Origin of the sequence: Bacillus fonticola (genome assembly GCF_012955605.1) — a bacterium.
GTDB lineage: Bacteria > Bacillota > Bacilli > Bacillales > JC228 > Bacillus_CG > Bacillus_CG fonticola.
Window position 1 is genome coordinate 1,952,704 of sequence record NZ_CP052135.1, and the last position, 18,541, is coordinate 1,971,244.

Annotated in this window: 17 protein-coding genes; 1 reads left to right on the forward strand and 16 read right to left on the reverse strand. The window is 44.9% G+C overall.

Annotated elements, in window-relative coordinates:
• Positions 1 to 35 precede the first annotated feature (35 nt).
• The gene (locus HHK01_RS09615; protein ID WP_170007587.1) at positions 36 to 1,589 is read right to left on the reverse strand and encodes an acyl-CoA carboxylase subunit beta; all 1,554 of its coding nucleotides are present in this window, start codon (positions 1,587 to 1,589) and stop codon (positions 36 to 38) included.
• Positions 1,586 to 1,996, reverse strand: a complete 411-nt coding sequence (gene mce / locus HHK01_RS09620; RefSeq protein ID WP_170007588.1) for a methylmalonyl-CoA epimerase — start codon at positions 1,994 to 1,996, stop codon at positions 1,586 to 1,588. The genes HHK01_RS09615 and mce overlap by 4 nt, the downstream gene beginning before the upstream one ends.
• Before the next feature lie 197 nt (positions 1,997 to 2,193).
• Between mce and prli42 the strand changes: the two genes are divergently transcribed.
• Positions 2,194 to 2,289 (forward strand): stressosome-associated protein Prli42, encoded by a 96-nt coding sequence (gene prli42 / locus HHK01_RS09625; protein ID WP_170007589.1) that lies wholly within the window; start codon positions 2,194 to 2,196, stop codon positions 2,287 to 2,289.
• A gap of 30 nt (positions 2,290 to 2,319) precedes the next feature.
• Here the strand turns inward: prli42 and HHK01_RS09630 are convergent, their stop codons facing one another.
• The 14 genes from HHK01_RS09630 to buk all read right to left on the reverse strand — a co-directional run bounded on the left by HHK01_RS09630 (position 2,320) and on the right by buk (position 18,535).
• Positions 2,320 to 2,913, reverse strand: coding sequence for a L,D-transpeptidase (locus tag HHK01_RS09630; RefSeq protein WP_170007590.1), 594 nt, complete (start codon positions 2,911 to 2,913; stop codon positions 2,320 to 2,322).
• Between the two features lie 63 nt (positions 2,914 to 2,976).
• Positions 2,977 to 3,981, reverse strand: a complete 1,005-nt coding sequence (locus tag HHK01_RS09635) for an aromatic acid exporter family protein (protein WP_170007591.1) — start codon at positions 3,979 to 3,981, stop codon at positions 2,977 to 2,979.
• A 71-nt stretch (positions 3,982 to 4,052) separates the two neighbouring features.
• A complete protein-coding gene (locus tag HHK01_RS09640; RefSeq protein WP_170007592.1) occupies positions 4,053 to 4,775 on the reverse strand; it encodes an amino acid ABC transporter ATP-binding protein in 723 nt (240 codons plus the stop codon).
• Positions 4,768 to 5,427, reverse strand: coding sequence for an amino acid ABC transporter permease (locus HHK01_RS09645; RefSeq protein ID WP_170007593.1), 660 nt, complete (start codon positions 5,425 to 5,427; stop codon positions 4,768 to 4,770). The genes HHK01_RS09640 and HHK01_RS09645 overlap by 8 nt, the downstream gene beginning before the upstream one ends.
• Before the next feature lie 200 nt (positions 5,428 to 5,627).
• Positions 5,628 to 6,410, reverse strand: coding sequence for a transporter substrate-binding domain-containing protein (locus HHK01_RS09650; protein WP_170007594.1), 783 nt, complete (start codon positions 6,408 to 6,410; stop codon positions 5,628 to 5,630).
• 249 nt (positions 6,411 to 6,659) lie between these two features.
• Positions 6,660 to 7,097, reverse strand: a complete 438-nt coding sequence (locus tag HHK01_RS09655) for a BrxA/BrxB family bacilliredoxin (protein WP_170007595.1) — start codon at positions 7,095 to 7,097, stop codon at positions 6,660 to 6,662.
• A 263-nt stretch (positions 7,098 to 7,360) separates the two neighbouring features.
• Positions 7,361 to 8,392, reverse strand: coding sequence for a methylmalonyl Co-A mutase-associated GTPase MeaB (gene meaB, locus HHK01_RS09660; RefSeq protein ID WP_228027534.1), 1,032 nt, complete (start codon positions 8,390 to 8,392; stop codon positions 7,361 to 7,363).
• On the reverse strand, positions 8,379 to 10,547 hold the full coding sequence (scpA, locus tag HHK01_RS09665; RefSeq protein WP_170007596.1) for a methylmalonyl-CoA mutase: 2,169 nt from the start codon (positions 10,545 to 10,547) through the stop codon (positions 8,379 to 8,381). The genes meaB and scpA overlap by 14 nt, the downstream gene beginning before the upstream one ends.
• The gene (locus HHK01_RS09670; RefSeq protein WP_170007597.1) at positions 10,544 to 12,235 is read right to left on the reverse strand and encodes a methylmalonyl-CoA mutase family protein; all 1,692 of its coding nucleotides are present in this window, start codon (positions 12,233 to 12,235) and stop codon (positions 10,544 to 10,546) included. Before HHK01_RS09670 ends, scpA begins: the two co-directional genes overlap by 4 nt.
• Positions 12,236 to 12,678: 443 nt before the next feature.
• A complete protein-coding gene (locus HHK01_RS09675; protein ID WP_170007598.1) occupies positions 12,679 to 13,974 on the reverse strand; it encodes a dihydrolipoamide acetyltransferase family protein in 1,296 nt (431 codons plus the stop codon).
• Between the two features lie 17 nt (positions 13,975 to 13,991).
• A complete protein-coding gene (locus HHK01_RS09680; protein ID WP_170007599.1) occupies positions 13,992 to 14,975 on the reverse strand; it encodes an alpha-ketoacid dehydrogenase subunit beta in 984 nt (327 codons plus the stop codon).
• Positions 14,975 to 15,928 carry a thiamine pyrophosphate-dependent dehydrogenase E1 component subunit alpha gene (locus HHK01_RS09685; protein ID WP_170008743.1) on the reverse strand — a complete coding sequence of 318 codons (954 nt, stop codon included), beginning with the start codon at positions 15,926 to 15,928 and terminating at the stop codon, positions 14,975 to 14,977. The genes HHK01_RS09680 and HHK01_RS09685 overlap by 1 nt, the downstream gene beginning before the upstream one ends.
• A 79-nt stretch (positions 15,929 to 16,007) precedes the next feature.
• A complete protein-coding gene (lpdA, locus tag HHK01_RS09690) occupies positions 16,008 to 17,432 on the reverse strand; it encodes a dihydrolipoyl dehydrogenase (protein ID WP_170007600.1) in 1,425 nt (474 codons plus the stop codon).
• An 11-nt stretch (positions 17,433 to 17,443) separates the two neighbouring features.
• On the reverse strand, positions 17,444 to 18,535 hold the full coding sequence (buk, locus tag HHK01_RS09695) for a butyrate kinase (protein ID WP_170007601.1): 1,092 nt from the start codon (positions 18,533 to 18,535) through the stop codon (positions 17,444 to 17,446).
• Positions 18,536 to 18,541 lie beyond the last annotated feature (6 nt).

The following is an 18,541-nucleotide window of genomic DNA, read 5'->3' on the forward strand; positions in this document are numbered from 1 at the left end:
CGGCTGATTCTTTGTCATTCTCGAATTGAGCTATTCTACAAGGGAATATTGCCATGTTTTCTGTATGGTCGCTGTTCTTCCTTCCCCTCTAGCATGTGAAGGCCTTGGATAAGTTTTTGCCGTGTTTCTCTCGGATCAATGACGTCGTCTACCATTCCACGACTGGCAGCAACGTAAGGATTTGCAAATTTTTCTCGATATTCGTCAATTTTTTGTTTACGTGTTTCTTCAGGGTTTGCACTCCCCGCGATTTCACGTGCAAAGATGATGTTGGCAGCTCCTTCAGGCCCCATAACCGCAATCTCCGCGTTAGGCCACGCGTACACAAGGTCTGCCCCGATGGATTTACTGTTTAATGCCACGTACGCCCCGCCGTATGCTTTGCGCAAAATGACCGTAATCTTCGGGACGGTTGCTTCAGAGTAAGCATACAGTACCTTCGCACCATGCCGAATAATACCACCATGCTCTTGTTTGATCCCTGGGAAAAATCCTGTCACATCCTCAAACGTGATAATCGGTATATGAAAGCTATCGCATAATCGAATAAACCGCGCTGCTTTATCAGAAGAATCGATATCGAGTCCCCCGGCTAGATGCTTCGGTTGATTACAAACGAGCCCGACAGATTTCCCTGCAATCCTTGCAAATCCGATGACAATGTTGCGAGCGAACTCCGGTTGTACTTCAATAAAAGACTCTGCGTCGACCACCTGCTCAATGACATTGCGCACGTCGTACGGACGCGTTGCCTCAACAGGAACCACATCTAATAAATCTGGACGATCCTCGCTAACCTTTTGGTCGTAAGGTTCTATCGGCGGATTTTTCGAAACGTGATCCGGTAAAAAGGAAAGTACTTTTCGGACTTGAGCAAACGCTTCTTCCTCAGTAGTCGCACGGAAATGGGCGTTCCCGCTTTTCACATTATGTACTTTTGCACCACCAAGCTCCTCTGAAGAAATACGCTCGCCTGTCACTGTTTCGATGACCTTTGGACCGGTAATAAACATTTGGCTCGTCTTATCCACCATAAACACGAAATCTGTAATAGCTGGCGAGTAAACCGCTCCCCCAGCGCAAGGCCCGAGAATAACAGAAAGCTGTGGCACAACACCAGAGTAAATACTATTTCTATAAAATATATGCCCATATCCGTCTAATGAAACGACACCTTCTTGAATGCGTGCTCCACCGGAATCATTTAAGCCGATAATAGGAGCTTTCGTTTTAACCGCGAGATCCATAGCGTGTGCAATCTTCTCAGCGTGCATTTCCCCTAACGCACCGCCAAACACCGTAAAGTCTTGGCTAAAGACGAACACCTTTCGTCCATCAATCATTCCGTATCCAGTAACCACTCCGTCTCCAGGACCCTCTACTTTGTCCATACCAAAGTCTGTAGAACGGTGCGTAATAAACGGATTAAGCTCTACGAAACTTCCTTCATCTAATAACAAATCAAGACGTTCTCGGGCCGTGTACTTTCCCTTTTCATGTTGCTTCTGAATCCGCTCATCTCCACCTCCTAGCTCGACCTTTCTACGCTTCTCATACAATTCAGTTATCTTATCATACAAATCTATCATCGGTTACATCCTTTCTCACACAGTTCTATGAGGACTTTGTTTGCTTGTTTTGGGTGTAAGAACGCGACATTCGCACCTCCCGCACCAGGTTTTGGCTGCTCATCAATAAGCTGTACGCCCTTTTCTTTGAGCTCTTGTAGTCGTTCAGAAAGGGAGGATACACGTAGCGCCACATGATGAATACCTTCCCCACGCTTTTTGAGAAATTGTGCAATCGGACTCGTATCTCGTACAGGCTCCAGTAACTCTAGTTTTACATTCCCCGCTTGTAAAAAGGCAACCTTCACATTTTGTGAATCCACAGTTTCTGTAGCTAATAGCGGAAGTCCTAACATGTCTCTATAAAAGGGGAGAGCGCTTTCAATTGAATGCACAGCAATTCCGATATGATCCATCGCTTTTTCCATACGTTGTCTTCCTCCTCACTAGCCGGCGTGAACTTAGCCTTTCATCCTTTATTCTACTTTACCATTTTCGTCATTGTTAGACAAAAATCCTTCTCCCAAATTACAGCCTTCCGTTGCACCAAATTACTAATCACGATACAATATAGTCAATCTAGCATGTGCTCTCCACACACGAAGAGAGCGAAAGGAGAGTTTCTATGTCAAACCGAAAAATTCAAAAAATCGTCGTTTATGTAATGGTCTTTATCATGCTTGCTTCCAGCTTGCTGTTCGGATTGACGATGTTTTTATAAAAAGTGGACTTAAACAAAGGGCGCGTCCTATTATTGGACGTGCCCTTTGTCGTGTTGAAAGAAATCGGGTATCCCCCGGAAGAAATACGGGTGCTCCCAATCGGTCGGTCGTTTCGTTGGAATCGCCCCGGCCTCTTCTCCCATTTGTTGAAAGCTTTTCGCGCCTCTTGTAATATAAATCCTTGTTCCGAGGGGGACTTTGGAAAAAACCTCCTCAACGTCTTGATTGAGCATACGAATACAGCCAGCCGAGACGTAATGACCTATAGAATCAGGTCGATTGGTTCCGTGTACCCCAAACGTACGCCCCTCCGTATTATTTGCATCAAACCCAATCCAGCGTGTTCCCAGTGGATTTTTCGGATCCCCCCCTGGTATATCCTTTTTTCGATAGTACGGTTGCACAGCTTTTACTGTAATGGTGAACATTCCCTCTGGTGTTAGCTCTTCTGTCTTCCCTGTTCCTACAAAATAAACATGTTGAATCGTCCCCTCATCAATAAGTGCTAACTGATTCGTCGACTTATTTATAATGAGAAACGGGTCAGAAGAAGTCGGGTTTACACCGAGTGGCCATAAAGGAGAGAAAATAATTAGGATAGATAACAAACCGTTTACAAACATTGTCATTCTCCTAACGACTTAAATGAACTGTTTACATGGTAGTGTAACAACGTTAGGTCATTCTCATGCACGTTTCGGTTGCCTTTTCACCGGCTTTGTTTTCTTTTCCATTTGTGGCAGTCCAGAAAAGTGGCTTTTTATCTCTAGATAGTGGATCATTTCACGGACAAATTGTACTAAAGCAGCACTTGATTGAAACTCTTGATGTGATTTTGGCAAAGGCATCGACTCGAACTCATGCTGCATTTGGTATAGCTTCATCAAGTAAAAGTGGGCTGTGTTTCCCGGGTGAACGTGTTCACTCAACTCACGTAGAAACGTAGCGGTCATTTCTTCTTGTACGTATTCTCCGCGAATGCGGTTTAATAAAATTACGCTTCTCTCTAACACGACAAACTGTTTTTCACGCATTGAAAAATAGTTGTAAAAAGGGTTCTCATGGCGGAGTACATGATTTTCCACATCGCGAAAACTCAGTGCCTTCCCCTTTTCAATAAGCGTTCGGATTTCCGTAAGATGTTCCTTAAACAAATCTACATCATCAGACTCATTTTCAAGAGCTTTTGCCATAGATTGTAGGAGTTTCTTTAGTTGCTCCTCAATCTTTCTCTGTAACTCGTACATGCTTGAGTCAAGACTTGGCATGTAGAAATTAACAAGAAAAGCGACTCCAATGCCAATGGTGATGAGGGAAAGCTGGTTCCAAACGAGGGCCCAAGTTAGTTGCTCTTCTATGTAAAACTGCAAAAGAATGACACTCGATGTTACAATCCCTTGCTGCAGTTTAAAAGCGACAACAGTCGGGATAAATATGAGCAACAGCAAGCCCACCACCCACGGAGAAAAGCCCAAAACAGAAAAAAACACCGCACTAAATCCTATCACCAACACACAGGCAAGAAACCGCTCTTTACTCGTTTGCAAAGACTTCTTTTTTGTCGTTTGCACGCAAAGAATGGTCAAAATACCTGCCGATGCATAGTTGGCTAATTGAAGGGATTGTGCGATGAAGATCGATAATGCCGTTCCAATAGCAGTCTTTACAGTTCTAGAGCCGATTTTAAACACGTATTTGTCGCCCCCGACTCAAGTATAAGTAGATGTTCCTATTGTACGTAGTGTGGGCAGGCTCATGCAAGCTACAACACTTTTTCTAAAAAGCGCCTCGCACGGTCAGTCGATGGGCTGTCAAAGAAAGTGTGAGGGGCGCCTTCTTCGACTAACTTTCCGTCATCAAGAAATAACACTCGATCCGCCACTTCCCGTGCAAATCCCATTTCGTGTGTGACAACTGCCATCGTCATCCCAGATTGAGCAAGATCCTTTATGACATCGAGTACCTCTTTGACCATTTCCGGATCTAAAGCTGAAGTTGGCTCATCGAAAAGAAGAACTTCAGGTTCCATCGCTAAGGCTCTTGCAATCGCGACACGCTGTTTTTGCCCACCAGAAAGTCGCTTCGGGTATTCCTCTGCCTTTTCTGCTAGCCCGACTTTTTGTAATAAATCATGGGCAAACTTGGACGCATCATCTTTAGATCGCTTTTTCAACTTAATAGGGGCAAACGCGACATTTTCTAACACAGTCATGTGGGGGAATAAATGAAAGTGCTGAAACACCATGCCGATTGCTTGCCGCATCGTTTGGACATTTGTTCCCTTTTCATTCACCACCTTTTGTTGGAAGAGTATGTTTCCAGAGGATGGTGTTTCTAGTAAATTGATACACCGCAGTAAGGTTGACTTTCCAGACCCCGACGGACCGATGATCGCGACTACCTCCCCAGTGGCAATCTTCGCGGTGATGCCTTTCAACACTTCCTGTTTTCCAAATGACTTCGATACGTTTTGAACCTCAATCACTACGAGACAACCTCCTTTCAATCAACTTCCCAATAAAGGTTAAAATCATCACAACGATATAGTAAACTAAGCCTGCAAATAAGACCGGCTCGAAAAATCTATACAAGTCACTACCGACAATATAGGATCTACGCATGACATCTTGAACACCAATCACGGTTACGACCGCTGACTCTTTCGTTAATGTGATAAATTCATTCATAAGAGCAGGTAAAATATTTTTAAATGCTTGTGGCAACACAACGTGGATCATCGTTTGAGAGTTGGATAACCCAAGTGCAGCACTTGCCTCTGTCTGTCCTTTGTCAACAGCTTGGATGCCGGCACGCAATATCTCGGAAATGTACGCACTGGAATTTAAGGAAAAAGCAAGTACAGCAGCCGTATACGCTTCAATATCCGTTCCAAAAAGTTGTGGAGCACCATAAAAGATAAGGATTAACTGTAATACGAGCGGTGTTCCTCGAAATAGTGATGTATAAAAGTTTGCAAGCCATTTCAAAAGAGCAATATTAGAAATTTTGCAGACGGCTAGTATTATGCCCCCTACTAGCCCGAGCAGCCCCGCAAGTGTAATAATTTTAAAAGTAGTAATGAGCCCTTCCAAAATAAACGGAATGGAAGGGATCAGTTGTACAAAATCGAGATCCATGGTAAGTCAACTCCTAATTACTCTTGGTATACTAGGTTAAGCGGGGACATCAGGTTAGTGAATCTCGCTGTCTTGGTGCCTATCCGCTAGTCCGCAACAGTCCGCCAATTCGAGGGCCTGTCCGTTGATTCCCCGCGTCTATCCGCCGTTTTTCTGACTTCTATCGCTCAAGTCACAACATCCGGATGCAAAACTCGGTTTTATTCGTTTTCCTTACCGAACCATTCCTCAATAAGGGCATCTAATTCGCCGTTTTCTTTCATTTTTTGAAGTTCTGCATTGAATGCCTCTGTAAGTTCACTACCTTTTGGAAACGCCATGGCTGATCCTGCACCTTCATCATCTGCTGGTGCAATAAACCCACCGAGATCATCATTTTCCTCTAAAAACCCAGTCGCTACAGTAACATCAATAACGGCTGCGTCAAAACGACCGTTTTTTACTTCTTGTACGAGTTCCGAAATTCGGTCACGACTTTCCACCTGTAAATCTGGGTATTCCTTTTGTAATTCTTTACCGTAATCTTCCTGAATAGACCCTAATTGGACACCAATCGTTTTTCCGTTTAGATCTTCTTCTGTTTCAATTCCGCTCCCCGCTTGTGAAATAATCATGTCCTTTGCAGTGTAATACACATCACTAAAGTCTACGTTTTGTTTGCGTTCTTCTGTTGCCGACATTCCTGCTAATACAAAATCAACTTTATCCGACTGCAGTGCAGAAATGAGGCCACCAAAATCCATGTCTTTTATTTCAAATTCGTACCCGAGTTTTCCGGCTATGGCATTAGCTAAGTCAACATCAAAACCGATAATGTCTCCACCTTTAGCTGTGTCGATGTACTCAAATGGAGGATAGTCAGCTGATGTTCCCATCGTTAATACTTTTTTCTCCTCTACTTCCGTTGCCCCTGACGTCGTACTCCCACAACCTGCTAAAATAAGTACAGCTAGTAATAGCATGATTCCCCATGATTTTTTCATGTTTTATTCCTCCTAATCACAATTTGTATTTTTATTCATCTGTATGCATCTTAACACATATATACACTTATGCAATACCTAGATTAATAGATCAAAAAATGTTTATATTTTCAGTCAAGTGAAAGCGCTCTAACGCCTATCCACATACTATTGACTGCATAACAACAAATATTTCTATACAGATTCTTGAATAAATAAGAAAATAAAAAAATCCCCCTAAGCAAACGCTCAGAGAGATCGACCTGTTTATTATACTTCTTCACAATACTGATCAAAATAGCCTTGTAGTTTTTCAACTACAGAAATCGGATCATGCCCTTCAATTTCATGACGCTCTACCATCGTCAGTACCTTTCCGTCCTTTAATAAGGCAAATGATGGCGAGGACGGCGGGTAATCTACAAAATAAGAACGCGCTGTTTCTGTCGCTGCTTTATCTTGACCAGCAAACACGGTAACGAGACGATCTGGTCTTTTGTCATGATGAACTGCATGCATCGCGGCTGGGCGAGCAATACCACCCGCACATCCACAAACAGAGTTGACCATAACCAGTGTGGTACCTTCTTGTTGAAATACCTCTTCTACTTCTTCAGGTGTGGTTAGTTGTGCATAGCCAGCCGTTTCAATTTCTTGCCGAGCTTGACGGACGACATCGTTCATTAACAAATTAAAATCCAATTCCATGTACTTTTCGCTCCTTTGCTCCAGCCCTTATACTAAGAACAGGCGCCTGTTGTCAAACGCCTTTTATATTGTTATTTTACCATCTGTCCAAGTGGGTCACAACTATTCAACTCTACTCCTATGACTTTTGGAGTATTTTTCAGTCAGGTGGGTTTAGGCAAGCACATGCAGGGTAGAGTTTAGATAGGAAGAGTTCAAACCTAACCTCCCTTATATGATGAGAGTACCTCGGTTTTGAGGTGCTCTTTTTTTGTGATCAGCTACTACCGCTTATCAATTTGTGTGTGTACTTGTTGTAAAAATGCTTGAAACAACGTATCTACTGCTTCCGGAACCGTTTTCTCCTTCTTTAGCACATCTACTTGCATACTGGTTTGCAGTTCTCTCAATTGTGCGTCCTCATTTAGCCAATCATGCAAACGCTGAATCAGCGCTTGATGGAACCAATGCCTTTGTTGCTCTTTGCGTACTTGCTCGTGAACGCCGCTCTCCTTTGTGACTGTGAAAAATTCATCTATCGTTTGCTCGAGCTCTTCCATCCCCATTCCTGTTTGCGATGAGAGAGTCATCACACGTGGAGGCCATCCTTCTGTTACCGGCTGAATATCGTGGACGATGCGTTCGAACGCATGCTTTGACCGCGCCGCTTTCGATTCATTTTCCCCATCAGCTTTATGCACGATGAGAACGTCTGCGAGCTCCATAATGCCTTTTTTCATCCCTTGCAGCTCATCTCCCGCTCCGGTTAACACAAAGTACAAAAACACATCTACTAAGTCGCGGGCCACAACCTCACTTTGGCCAACTCCAACAGTTTCTACAAATATGACATCAAATCCAGCTGCTTCACAAAGAAGGGTGACTTCACGGGTTCTTCGTTGTACACCACCTAGCGTGCCACCTGTCGGAGAAGGACGGATAAACGCGTTTGGGTGATGAGCTAATAACTCCATTCGAGTTTTGTCCCCTAAAATACTTCCCCCGCTTCTAGTAGATGTCGGGTCTACAGCAAGAACCGCCACACGATGATCTTTTTCCGCTAATCGCAAACCAAACGCCTCTAAAAACGTGCTCTTTCCTGCGCCTGGTACACCAGTTATTCCAATGCGCTTTGCCCCACCACTGTACGGCAATAATTCACGCAACAAAGCTTCACCATGAGGTCTGTGGGTGGGGGACACACTCTCCAAAAGGGTAATTCCTTTGGCCAGCGCTCCTCTGTCACCCTCACGAATTTTCCGTGCTAATTGAGGAACGTCAATCGTGAACGGCTTGGCCCGTTTATACGTCCCCATCCACATGAGCTCCTTCACGTGTATAACCTAGTCGTTCAAACAATGTCTCGACTACACGCTGGGCCGCAATAGGAATGACAGTACCCGGTCCGAAAATGAGGGCAGCACCTTGCTCGTATAAGTAGTCGTAATCTTGAAATGGTATGACACCACCGACGATCACAACGATATCCTCACGATCTAATTCACGTAGCGCAGTGATGAGCTGCGGAACGAGTGTTTTATGACCAGCTGCCAATGAACTAACTCCGATCGCGTGAACGTCGTTTTCAACAGCTTGTTGCGCCGTCTCCTTCGGTGTTTGAAACAAAGGACCAATATCCATATCAAAGCCTAAATCGCTAAATGCTGTGGCAATCATCTTTGATCCACGGTCATGTCCGTCTTGCCCCATTTTTGCCATCAGCATCCGCGGACGTCTTCCTTCTAGCGAGTAAAATTCGTCTACGAGAGCTTTCACGGAGCTAATCGCTTCTTTATCTTCGTAGTGCGACGCATACACCCCCTCGACAGACTTAATGAGTGCACGGTGACGTCCTGAAATTTCTTCAATCGCACTGGAGATCTCACCTAAGGTTGCACGTACTCTTGCGGCTTGGACACACGCTTCCACTAAGTTTAGGGACGGGTCACTAGCCGCACGTTTTACTGTTTCTAATGCTTGTTTAACGTCCTTATCATTCCGATCCGATTTCAGTGTATCTAACCGAGCGAGCTGTTGTTTACGTACCTCGCTATTGTCGATATCTAAAATATCAAACGTTTCCTTTTCCTCTGTTTTGTAGCGATTGACCCCTACGATTGTTTCCGCACCCGAATCAATTTTTGCCTGTCTTTTTGCTGCTGCCTCCTCGATACGCATTTTCGGAAGGCCTGTTTCCATCGCCTTTGCCATGCCCCCGAGCTCTTCCACTTCACGGATGTGCTCCCACGCCCTCTCCATTAGATCGTGAGTAAGCTTTTCGACAAAGTACGAGCCTCCCCACGGATCGGTTACGTTCGTTAACTTCGTTTCTTCTTGTAAATACAATTGCGTGTTACGAGCAATACGCGCAGAAAAATCTGTCGGTAGGGCAATCGCTTCGTCTAATGCATTCGTATGAAGTGATTGAGTGTGTCCGAGAACAGCTGCATGAGCTTCCAACAACGTTCTTCCTACGTTATTGAACGGATCTTGCTCTGTTAAACTCCATCCAGATGTTTGCGCATGGGTTCTTAGCGCCAAGGATTTCGCATTTGAAGGCTGAAATTCCTCGATCATTTCTGCCCACATTCTTCTAGCCGCCCGGAACTTCGCTACTTCCATAAAGTAATTCATTCCGACAGCCCAGAAAAAGGACAGTCTTGGCGCAAATTGATCGATAGATAAGCCTGCCTTCAAGCCTGTGCGCACGTATTCCAATCCGTCAGCAAGTGTGTAAGCAAGCTCAAGATCGTTCGGCGCCCCAGCTTCTTGCATATGATAGCCGGAAATGCTGATACTGTTGAACTTCGGCATGTTCTTTGCTGTGTATGAAAAGATGTCAGCGATAATTCGCATCGACATATCAGGTGGATAAATGTATGTGTTCCGTACCATATACTCTTTCAAAATATCATTCTGAATCGTTCCTTGAAGCGCTTCAGGGGAGACGCCTTGTTCTTCAGCAGCGACGATAAAAAACGCTAATACAGGGAGAACCGCCCCATTCATCGTCATCGAAACGCTCATCTCATCAAGAGGGATACCTTGAAAGAGAATTTTCATATCTTCCACACTATCGATGGCAACCCCTGCTTTTCCGACGTCACCTACAACTCGTTCATGATCAGAATCGTACCCACGGTGGGTCGCCAAATCGAAGGCTACACTCAGTCCTTTTTGCCCCATTTGCAAGTTTCTTCTATAGAAAGCGTTTGATTCCTCAGCAGTTGAGAAGCCAGCGTATTGACGAATCGTCCAGGGTCTTTTCGTATACATCGTGGCGTAGGGCCCTCTTGTATATGGTGGAATACCTGGGAGATCATCGAGATGACGCGCTTCCTTTATATCTTCTTCTGTATAATAGGATTGGACCGGGATTTCTTCGTGTGTTTGCTTTACGACTTGTTTTGTTTTCAATGATTCATCTATTTCCTGTCGCGTTTGCCATGCTGAAAACGACTGTCGACTCATGAATGATCCCCTCCTTGTAAACGTTCCACGATACGTACGCACTCCTCGAATCTAGACGACGCCCTTTCTATTTGTTCCTTCACCGGCACGTCTTCGGTAGACCAGCATAGAAAGCGAACGTTCGGGTGCGTTTGTTGCCAATCACTCATTCGGTTGGTGACTTGTCTTTGCCAAACTTCATCCTCTCCGCAAAGGATGACAATATCGTTTTCTAGTGCCTCTTCTTCGTTTTGCTCCCAGTAGGCAGCCCAACCAATCGTTCCGAGTCTATCAATCCATTCATCTGCGGACCTTTTAGCTAACTTCACGTTCCCAAAAGTCAGTACCGGTATCGACTTCGCTACAGTACGGTACGCCTTTGTTCGAAGGTCTTCAAAAGGCATACTTGTGCGGTACGGCGGGAAAAGTGCATCTTCTTGCCGTTCATAATGAGAGATTTCTTCTTTTTGCTCGGCTGCATAACGATTGACACCAACGAGTACCATATTGCCCTTTTTCACAGTCTCGGATAGCTGCTGCCGCTCAACTTCAACCTGTTTGGAAAGGGAGCCATTTTCAATGTTAGCCCGAAATCCTCCTGTTTTCTCTAGCTGTAAAAATGCCTGCCAAAGCTTTTGCGCAGCGGATTCAGTTAATGATTCCACTGCATACGAGCCTGCTGCTGGATCTTGTACAGCGCCTACTCCTGCTTCTTCGTTTAAAATCACATGCATGTTATAAGCGTATCGCCAAGCAGCTGGACGCGGCTTGCTCGAACTGTCAAACGGCAAAATAGTGACGGCATCTGCTCCTCCAACAACAGCTGCAAATGCTTCGTTCATAGCTCGAAGTAAATTTCCTTCTTCATCAATCGCTGCCTTTGTTCGGTAAGCAGTTTCTGCAAAGATTTGTAGAGGTTGTGGTGATACATCGTAATTTCTTTGCAGTTGGTCCCAAGTTGCACGCAAGGCACGAAGCGATGCGATTTCTTCAAAGAAATGCCCTGTCACCGAGACACGAAGTACAAATGAAGCAAACAGTTTAGAAGTGTCCCAGTCCCTCTCTTTCCCTAACTCTATTAAATCCACAACTGCACTCATTCCAGCAGCTAGTGCCGTTTGCTGGGTAGCACCACTGTTGTGGAGGCGATCTGTGTTTAGGCAAAAAAATACGTTCTCCCCATTTTGTTGCTCCCATACTTTAGCGACAGACTCTTCAAATACATCGAAGGCCCGCTCATCTACTACTGATAGGAAATCGATAAGAAGGTTTATATCCTTGACTGATCGCTCGTTCAGCTTTTGCTGGCAACGAAGCACATCGTCTGGTGCCCCAGTAAGGAAGGCTAAACGATAAGAAGCAATGTTCTCTATGTCTCGATAAGTCGCTTTGTTCCATTGATCCGCGGGAAGCAGCCACTCGACTCCCATCATTTCTTGTTGAGCTTGTCGAACGCTCTTTTCGTTTTGTGGAGTTAGTAATTGAAGGGCTCGCCAACCGAATGTTGACTTGTTCGCTCCTGCTCGCAAAAGATTTTGTACACCTTTCATATCGTTCAAAAATGGATGAACATCTTCTTTCATATAAAGAGGTTTCGCTTCCGTACCATTTTCTGTATGCCAAACTGGGCCATAGCCTGCTTCTGAAACAGATGCTGATAATTCACTCCACCGGCCAAAAGTGGAAGCGGTATCATTTTTTTGCGTCATGTGTGTGGAAGGTTTCGTATGGTACGATCCTTCCGTCCCCCCTTTTCGTCTAGCTTAAGGTCTTCCGCTCTTTACTATACAATTCTGAAATTATATTACTTTCTTCCATCTTAAAGCACGAATGCAAAGAGGGCAATACCTGCGAAAAGCGTGTATTCCCAGTGCAGTGTCACTAAAGACAAAATGGTAGTGCTATGAGGAATGGATAACGAGCTTCTGACTCTTCCTTTAGTGCTGGTTTAAGAGCGTTAATCCTGGTTTAAGAGCGTTAATCCTGGTTTATGAGCGTTAATCCCGGTTTAAGAGCGTTAATCCCGATTTAAGAGCGTTAATCCTGGTTTATGAGCGTTAATCCAACTTAAGGGCGCTAACACTGGTCAATAACCACACAGCAAAACCGACTCTCACAATGAAAGTCGGTTTCGAAACCTTTTCGGTTATATTTAATAAAGCGGCGTAGTTTTTTCTGATGTACTTTCCAGAATCTCTTTCACACGCTGTAAGAAACGTCCGCAAACAAGTCCGTCCAATACGCGATGATCAAGCGACAAGCAAAGGTTCACCATGTCACGAACGGCGATCATGTTATTCACGATCACAGGGCGCTTCACAATCGATTCGACTTGTAGAATTGCTGCTTGTGGATGGTTGATGATGCCCATTGATTGTACAGAGCCAAAAGATCCTGTGTTGTTCACGGTAAATGTTCCACCAGACATGTCACCTTGCGAAAGTTTGCCTGTACGAACTTTTTGCGCTAACTCAGTGATTTCTCGAGCAATACCCTTAATGGACTTTTCATCAGCATGTTTAATCACTGGCACGTACAAAGCATCGTCCGTTGCGACTGCGATTGACAAGTTAATGTCTTTCTTTTGCACGATTTTGTCGCCTGCCCACATGCTGTTGACTTCAGGAAACTCTTTCAGCGCTTGCGCAATAGCTTTGACGAAGAAGGCGAAGAACGTTAAGTTGTAGCCTTCTTTTTGTTTGAACTGACCTTTCACACGGTTTCTGTACTCGACAAGTGATGTTACGTCCACTTCCATCATCGTCCATGCGTGTGGAACTTCTGTTTTACTCTTCACCATGTTGGCAGCAATCGCTTTACGGATACCAGTTAGTGGAATCTCAACATCACCAGGGGCTGTCGGAACTGACGTAGCGGGTGCTGGAGCTGCTGGCTTCGGTGCTGCAACTTGTGCTTGTTGAACAGGCTCAGGTTGGCTCGCTTGAGAAGCTTCCTGCTTCTGTGCTGCTCCACCAGACTTCGGAATGTTACCAGATTCAACAAGAGCCAATATATCTTTGCGTGTAATACGTCCGCCACGTCCACTGCCTGAAACTTGTTGTAAATCAATATTGTGTTCGCCCGCTAAACGAACTACTGCAGGAGAGTAGCGTCCTTTTTGTGAGGAATCTTCGTCACTAGACTGTTCTGCAGTTTGAGTAGATGATGTCTCAGTAGCAGGTGCACTTGATCCCTCGGTACTGCCACCTTCTATTTCAATCTTACAAATCACTTCTCCAACAGCTAGCGTTTCTCCTTCGTTCCCAACAAGCTCTGTGATCGTGCCAGTAAATGAAGACGGAACTTCTGCATTGACTTTATCTGTCATTACTTCAGCAATCGGGTCATACTTGTTTACATAGTCGCCTGGTTTCACGAGCCAGTTTGAGATCGTTCCTTCGGTTACACTTTCCCCAAGTTGGGGCATCGTCATTTGTTCAATTGCCATTTTGAGAGCTCCTCTCCTTAAAATTCAGCAAGTTCACGAATCGCTTGCTCAACTTTGTCCGGATTCATCATAAAGAACTTTTCCATCGTTGGGGCGTACGGCATGGAAGGTACGTCTGGCCCAGCTAAGCGCTGAATAGGCGCATCTAAATCAAACAAGCACTCTTCAGCGATAATAGCAGACACTTCACTCATGATGCTTCCTTCTTTATTATCCTCTGTCACGAGCAAAACTTTCCCTGTCTTGGAAGCTGCTTTCACAATCTCTTCTCTGTCAAGAGGGTATACAGTACGTAAATCGAGAATGTGTGTTTCCACGCCGTCCTGTGCAAGCTTTTCGGCTGCTTGGAGGGCAAAGTTGACGCATAATCCGTATGTAATAACCGTCACATCGTCGCCTTCACGCTTCACATCCGCTTTACCAATTTCAATCGTATAATCTTCTGTTGGCACTTCGCCTTTTAAGAGACGATACGCACGCTTATGCTCAAAGAACAAGACTGGATCGTCATCACGAATGGCTGCTTTTAATAGCCCTTTTGCATCGTAAGGATTTGAAGGGATGACAATTTTTAACCCAGGCTGGTTTGCAAACACGGCTTCAACCGACTGAGAGTGGTACAAAGCACCATGCACACCACCACCGAATGGAGCACGAATAACGAGTGGGCATGACCAGTCGTTATTTGAACGGTAACGAATTTTAGCTGCTTCAGAAATAATCTGGTTAACAGCAGGCATGATAAAGTCAGCGAACTGCATTTCAGCGATTGGACGCATTCCGTACATGGCAGAACCGATCGCAACACCGGCAATGGCAGACTCAGCAAGAGGGGTATCTAGTACACGTGCCTCGCCAAATTGATCATATAATCCGTGGGTCGCTTTAAATACGCCACCTTTTTTTCCTACGTCTTCTCCAAGTACGAACACGTTTTCATCGCGAGTCATTTCTTCTTTCATTGCTAAGGTAATCGCATCAATATAAGACATTACTGGCATTACGGACGCCCCCCTTCTTCTTTATACACGTACTTGAGCGCGTCTTCTGGGTTAGCGTAGGCAGCTGCTTCTGCGGCATCGGTTGCTTCGTTTACTTCGTTTTGAATTTCTTTATTGATTTGCTCTTCTACTTCATTTGTAAGGACACCATTTTCTTTCAAATACGCACCGAAAGTAATGAGAGGATCGTTAGACTTCGCTTCCTTTACTTCTTCTGGAGCACGGTATACGCGATCATCGTCGTCACTGGAGTGGGCGGTGAATCGGTATGAAACGGTCTCCACAAGCGTTGGCCCTTCACCACGACGAGCGCGGTCTACTGCTTTTTTCACTACTTTGTACACTTCAAGTGGATCGTTTCCATCTACTGTATACCCTGGCATTCCGTAACCGATCGCTCGATCAGACACTTTTTCACACGCTAATTGCTTCTCAACCGGAACGCTGATAGCATATTTGTTGTTTTCACACATGAAAATAACTGGGAGATCATGAACACCCGCAAAGTTTGCTCCTTCGTGGAAATCTCCTTGGTTAGAAGAACCTTCACCAAACGTTACAAACGAAACAAAGTCTTCACCTTTCATCTTCCCGCTCAAAGCAATTCCGACCGCGTGAGGAACTTGCGTTGTTACAGGTGAACTTCCCGTAACGATTCTGTTTCTCCTTTGCCCAAAGTGACCAGGCATTTGACGACCACCAGAGTTCGGATCTTCAGCCTTCGCAAACGCGCTCATCATTAATTCTCTCGTTGTCATTCCAAATGCTAAAACAACTCCCATATCACGGTAATACGGAAGTGCATAGTCTTTCGAGCGGTCTAAAGCAAAAGCCGCGCCTACTTGTGCAGCTTCTTGCCCTTGACAAGAAATAACAAATGGAATTTTTCCTGATCGATTTAATAGCCATTGTCGTTCATCAATTTTACGTGCCAACAACATGGTTCTATACATGGCGAGTACGTCTTCATCTGTCAGACCGTACTCAATATGACGTGGTTGTGCCACTAGCAAAACCTCCCCTAATATTTATTTACTGATGTATAGCTTTCCCATCCACCGCTAGCGCTGCTTCCCCGATTGCCTCTGACAATGTTGGATGCGGGTGGATCGTTTCTCCGATTTCCCACGGTGTTGCATTTAAAACACGCGCTAAGGCACCTTCTGCAATCATGTCTGTGACGTGTGGTCCCATCATGTGAACACCAAGTACATCATCTGTTTCTTTATCAGCCACGATTTTCACAAAGCCGTCTGTTTCGCCGTAAACGAGCGCTTTCCCGATTGCTTGAAAGGAGAACTTTCCAACCTTTACATCATAGCCTTGCTCCTTCGCTTCCGCTTCTGTGTACCCAACGCTTGATACTTCAGGGGAGGAGTAAATACATTTGGCAATAAGACTATAATCGATTGGTTCAGTTTTCACATTTGCAATATGCTCAACTGCCTTAATGCCTTCATGACTAGCTACATGGGCAAGCTGCAAACCACCGATGCAGTCACCAATTGCGTATATGTGCGACTCTTTCGTTTGTAGAAATTTGTTAACTTGTATGACACCCTTTTCTACGACAATGTCTGTGTTTTCAAGGCCAATTCCTTCTACGTTTGCTTTGCGCCCGACTGAAACAAGCATCTTTTCAGCAGAAAGTGAGACAGTATGACCGCTTTGATCAGCTTGAATCGTAACAGACGCATCATCTTTCTCCACTGTATCTGGAAGTACCTTTGTTCCTGTATGTATCGTCACGCCACGTTTCTCTAATGCACGCTTCATTGCTTGGGAAATGTCTCGATCCTCTGTCGGAAGAATACGGTCTGCGTACTCTACAACCGTTACTTCTACTCCAAAATCGGCTAACATACTCGCCCATTCAATACCGATAACCCCGCCGCCAACAATAACGATAGATTTAGGGAGTTGTTCCATGGTCAATGCATGATCAGAGGACAAAATAACTTCTCCATCAAGTTCGAGTCCTGGTAAAGAATTCGGTCTAGAGCCAGTCGCTAAGATGAGTTGCTTAGGAATCAGTATTTCGTTGTCTGTTCCGTCAGCAAACTCTACCGAAACGCTTCCTGGCATCGGAGAAAAAATGGAAGGTCCAAGTAGGCGACCCATTCCTCGAAATACTTCGATCTTCCCTTTCTTCATTAAGGCTTCAACCCCTTTATGAAGCTGGTCAACAATACCTTGTTTTCGCTCTTGAACCTTTGTGAAATTCAAGCTTACTTCTTTCGTCTCGACTCCAAAGCGTTCACCATCTTTTGCTTCTCTGTACACTTCTGCTGAGCGAAGCAATGCTTTGGAAGGAATACACCCACGATGTAAACATGTTCCACCCATTTTGTCCTTCTCCACTACAGCAACACTTAAGTTCATTTGTGCGGCACGGATGGCTGCTACATAGCCACCCGTTCCACCGCCAAGTATGACAACATCAAATTCCTGAGCCAACGAGATCCCTCCTATTCATTTGGTCTCTTGTATTCTTTTGCAATTTCTTCTCCATTTAGAACACGAAGAGCTCCTTCAGCTAACGCTTGTAGCTCATTTTCACCAGGATGCACAACACAGTCAGCAATCCAACTAACGCGTTCTAAAATTTGACTAACAAAATCTTTGCCATAAGCAAGACCACCTGTTAACAGAATGGCGTCGATTTTTCCGTTTAGTACAGCACTTTGCGCACCGATTTCTTTTGACACTTGGTACGCCATGGCTTCATAAATAAGTTTTGCTTGTTCGTCGCCATTTTTTATTCTTTTTTCAACCTGGATAGCATCATTTGTATCCAAGTAACCGACTAGACCGCCTTTTCCGACAAGCATTTTCATAATTTCTTCCCGGAAATAGTCCCCCGAAAAACAAAGATTGACGAGATCCGCTGCCGGAATCCCCCCAGCTCGCTCCGGACTAAACGGACCATCACCGTTCAGTCCATTATTGACATCAATTACTCTCCCGTTTTTATGAGTCCCTACAGTAATCCCACCGCCCATATGAACAACAATCAAGCGAAGTTGCTCATATGGAGTGCCGATTTCTTTTGCGTAACGACGTGCGACTGCTTTTTGATTCAGTGCGTGAAAAATACTGCGTCTCTCAATATCAGGAATTCCCGAAATTCTGGCGAGAGGTTGCATTTCATCAACAACGACTGGGTCAACAATAAAAGATGGGATGTTCAGCCCTCTGGCAATCTCATTTGCAAGTATTCCTCCAAGATTCGAAGCATGCTCACCCGAGTATCCTGTTTGCAAGTCTGCCAACATCGCCTCATTCACAGCGTATGTCCCACCTTCTATTGGACGTAGCAATCCCCCGCGTCCACAAACCGCATGAAGCTTGGAGATATTAATCCCTTCTTCATCAAGTGCCTCTAAAATGGTTCGTTTTCGAAAGGCGCGTTGGTCGGATACGTTGACATACTGTTCCAGTTCACTCGTTTCATGACGAATCGTCTTTTCAAAAATGGTGTGCTCTCCTTCAAACACCCCAATCTTTGTTGAAGTTGATCCTGGGTTCATCACGAGGATGCGAAATTCTTGTCCTTCCACTTCTGT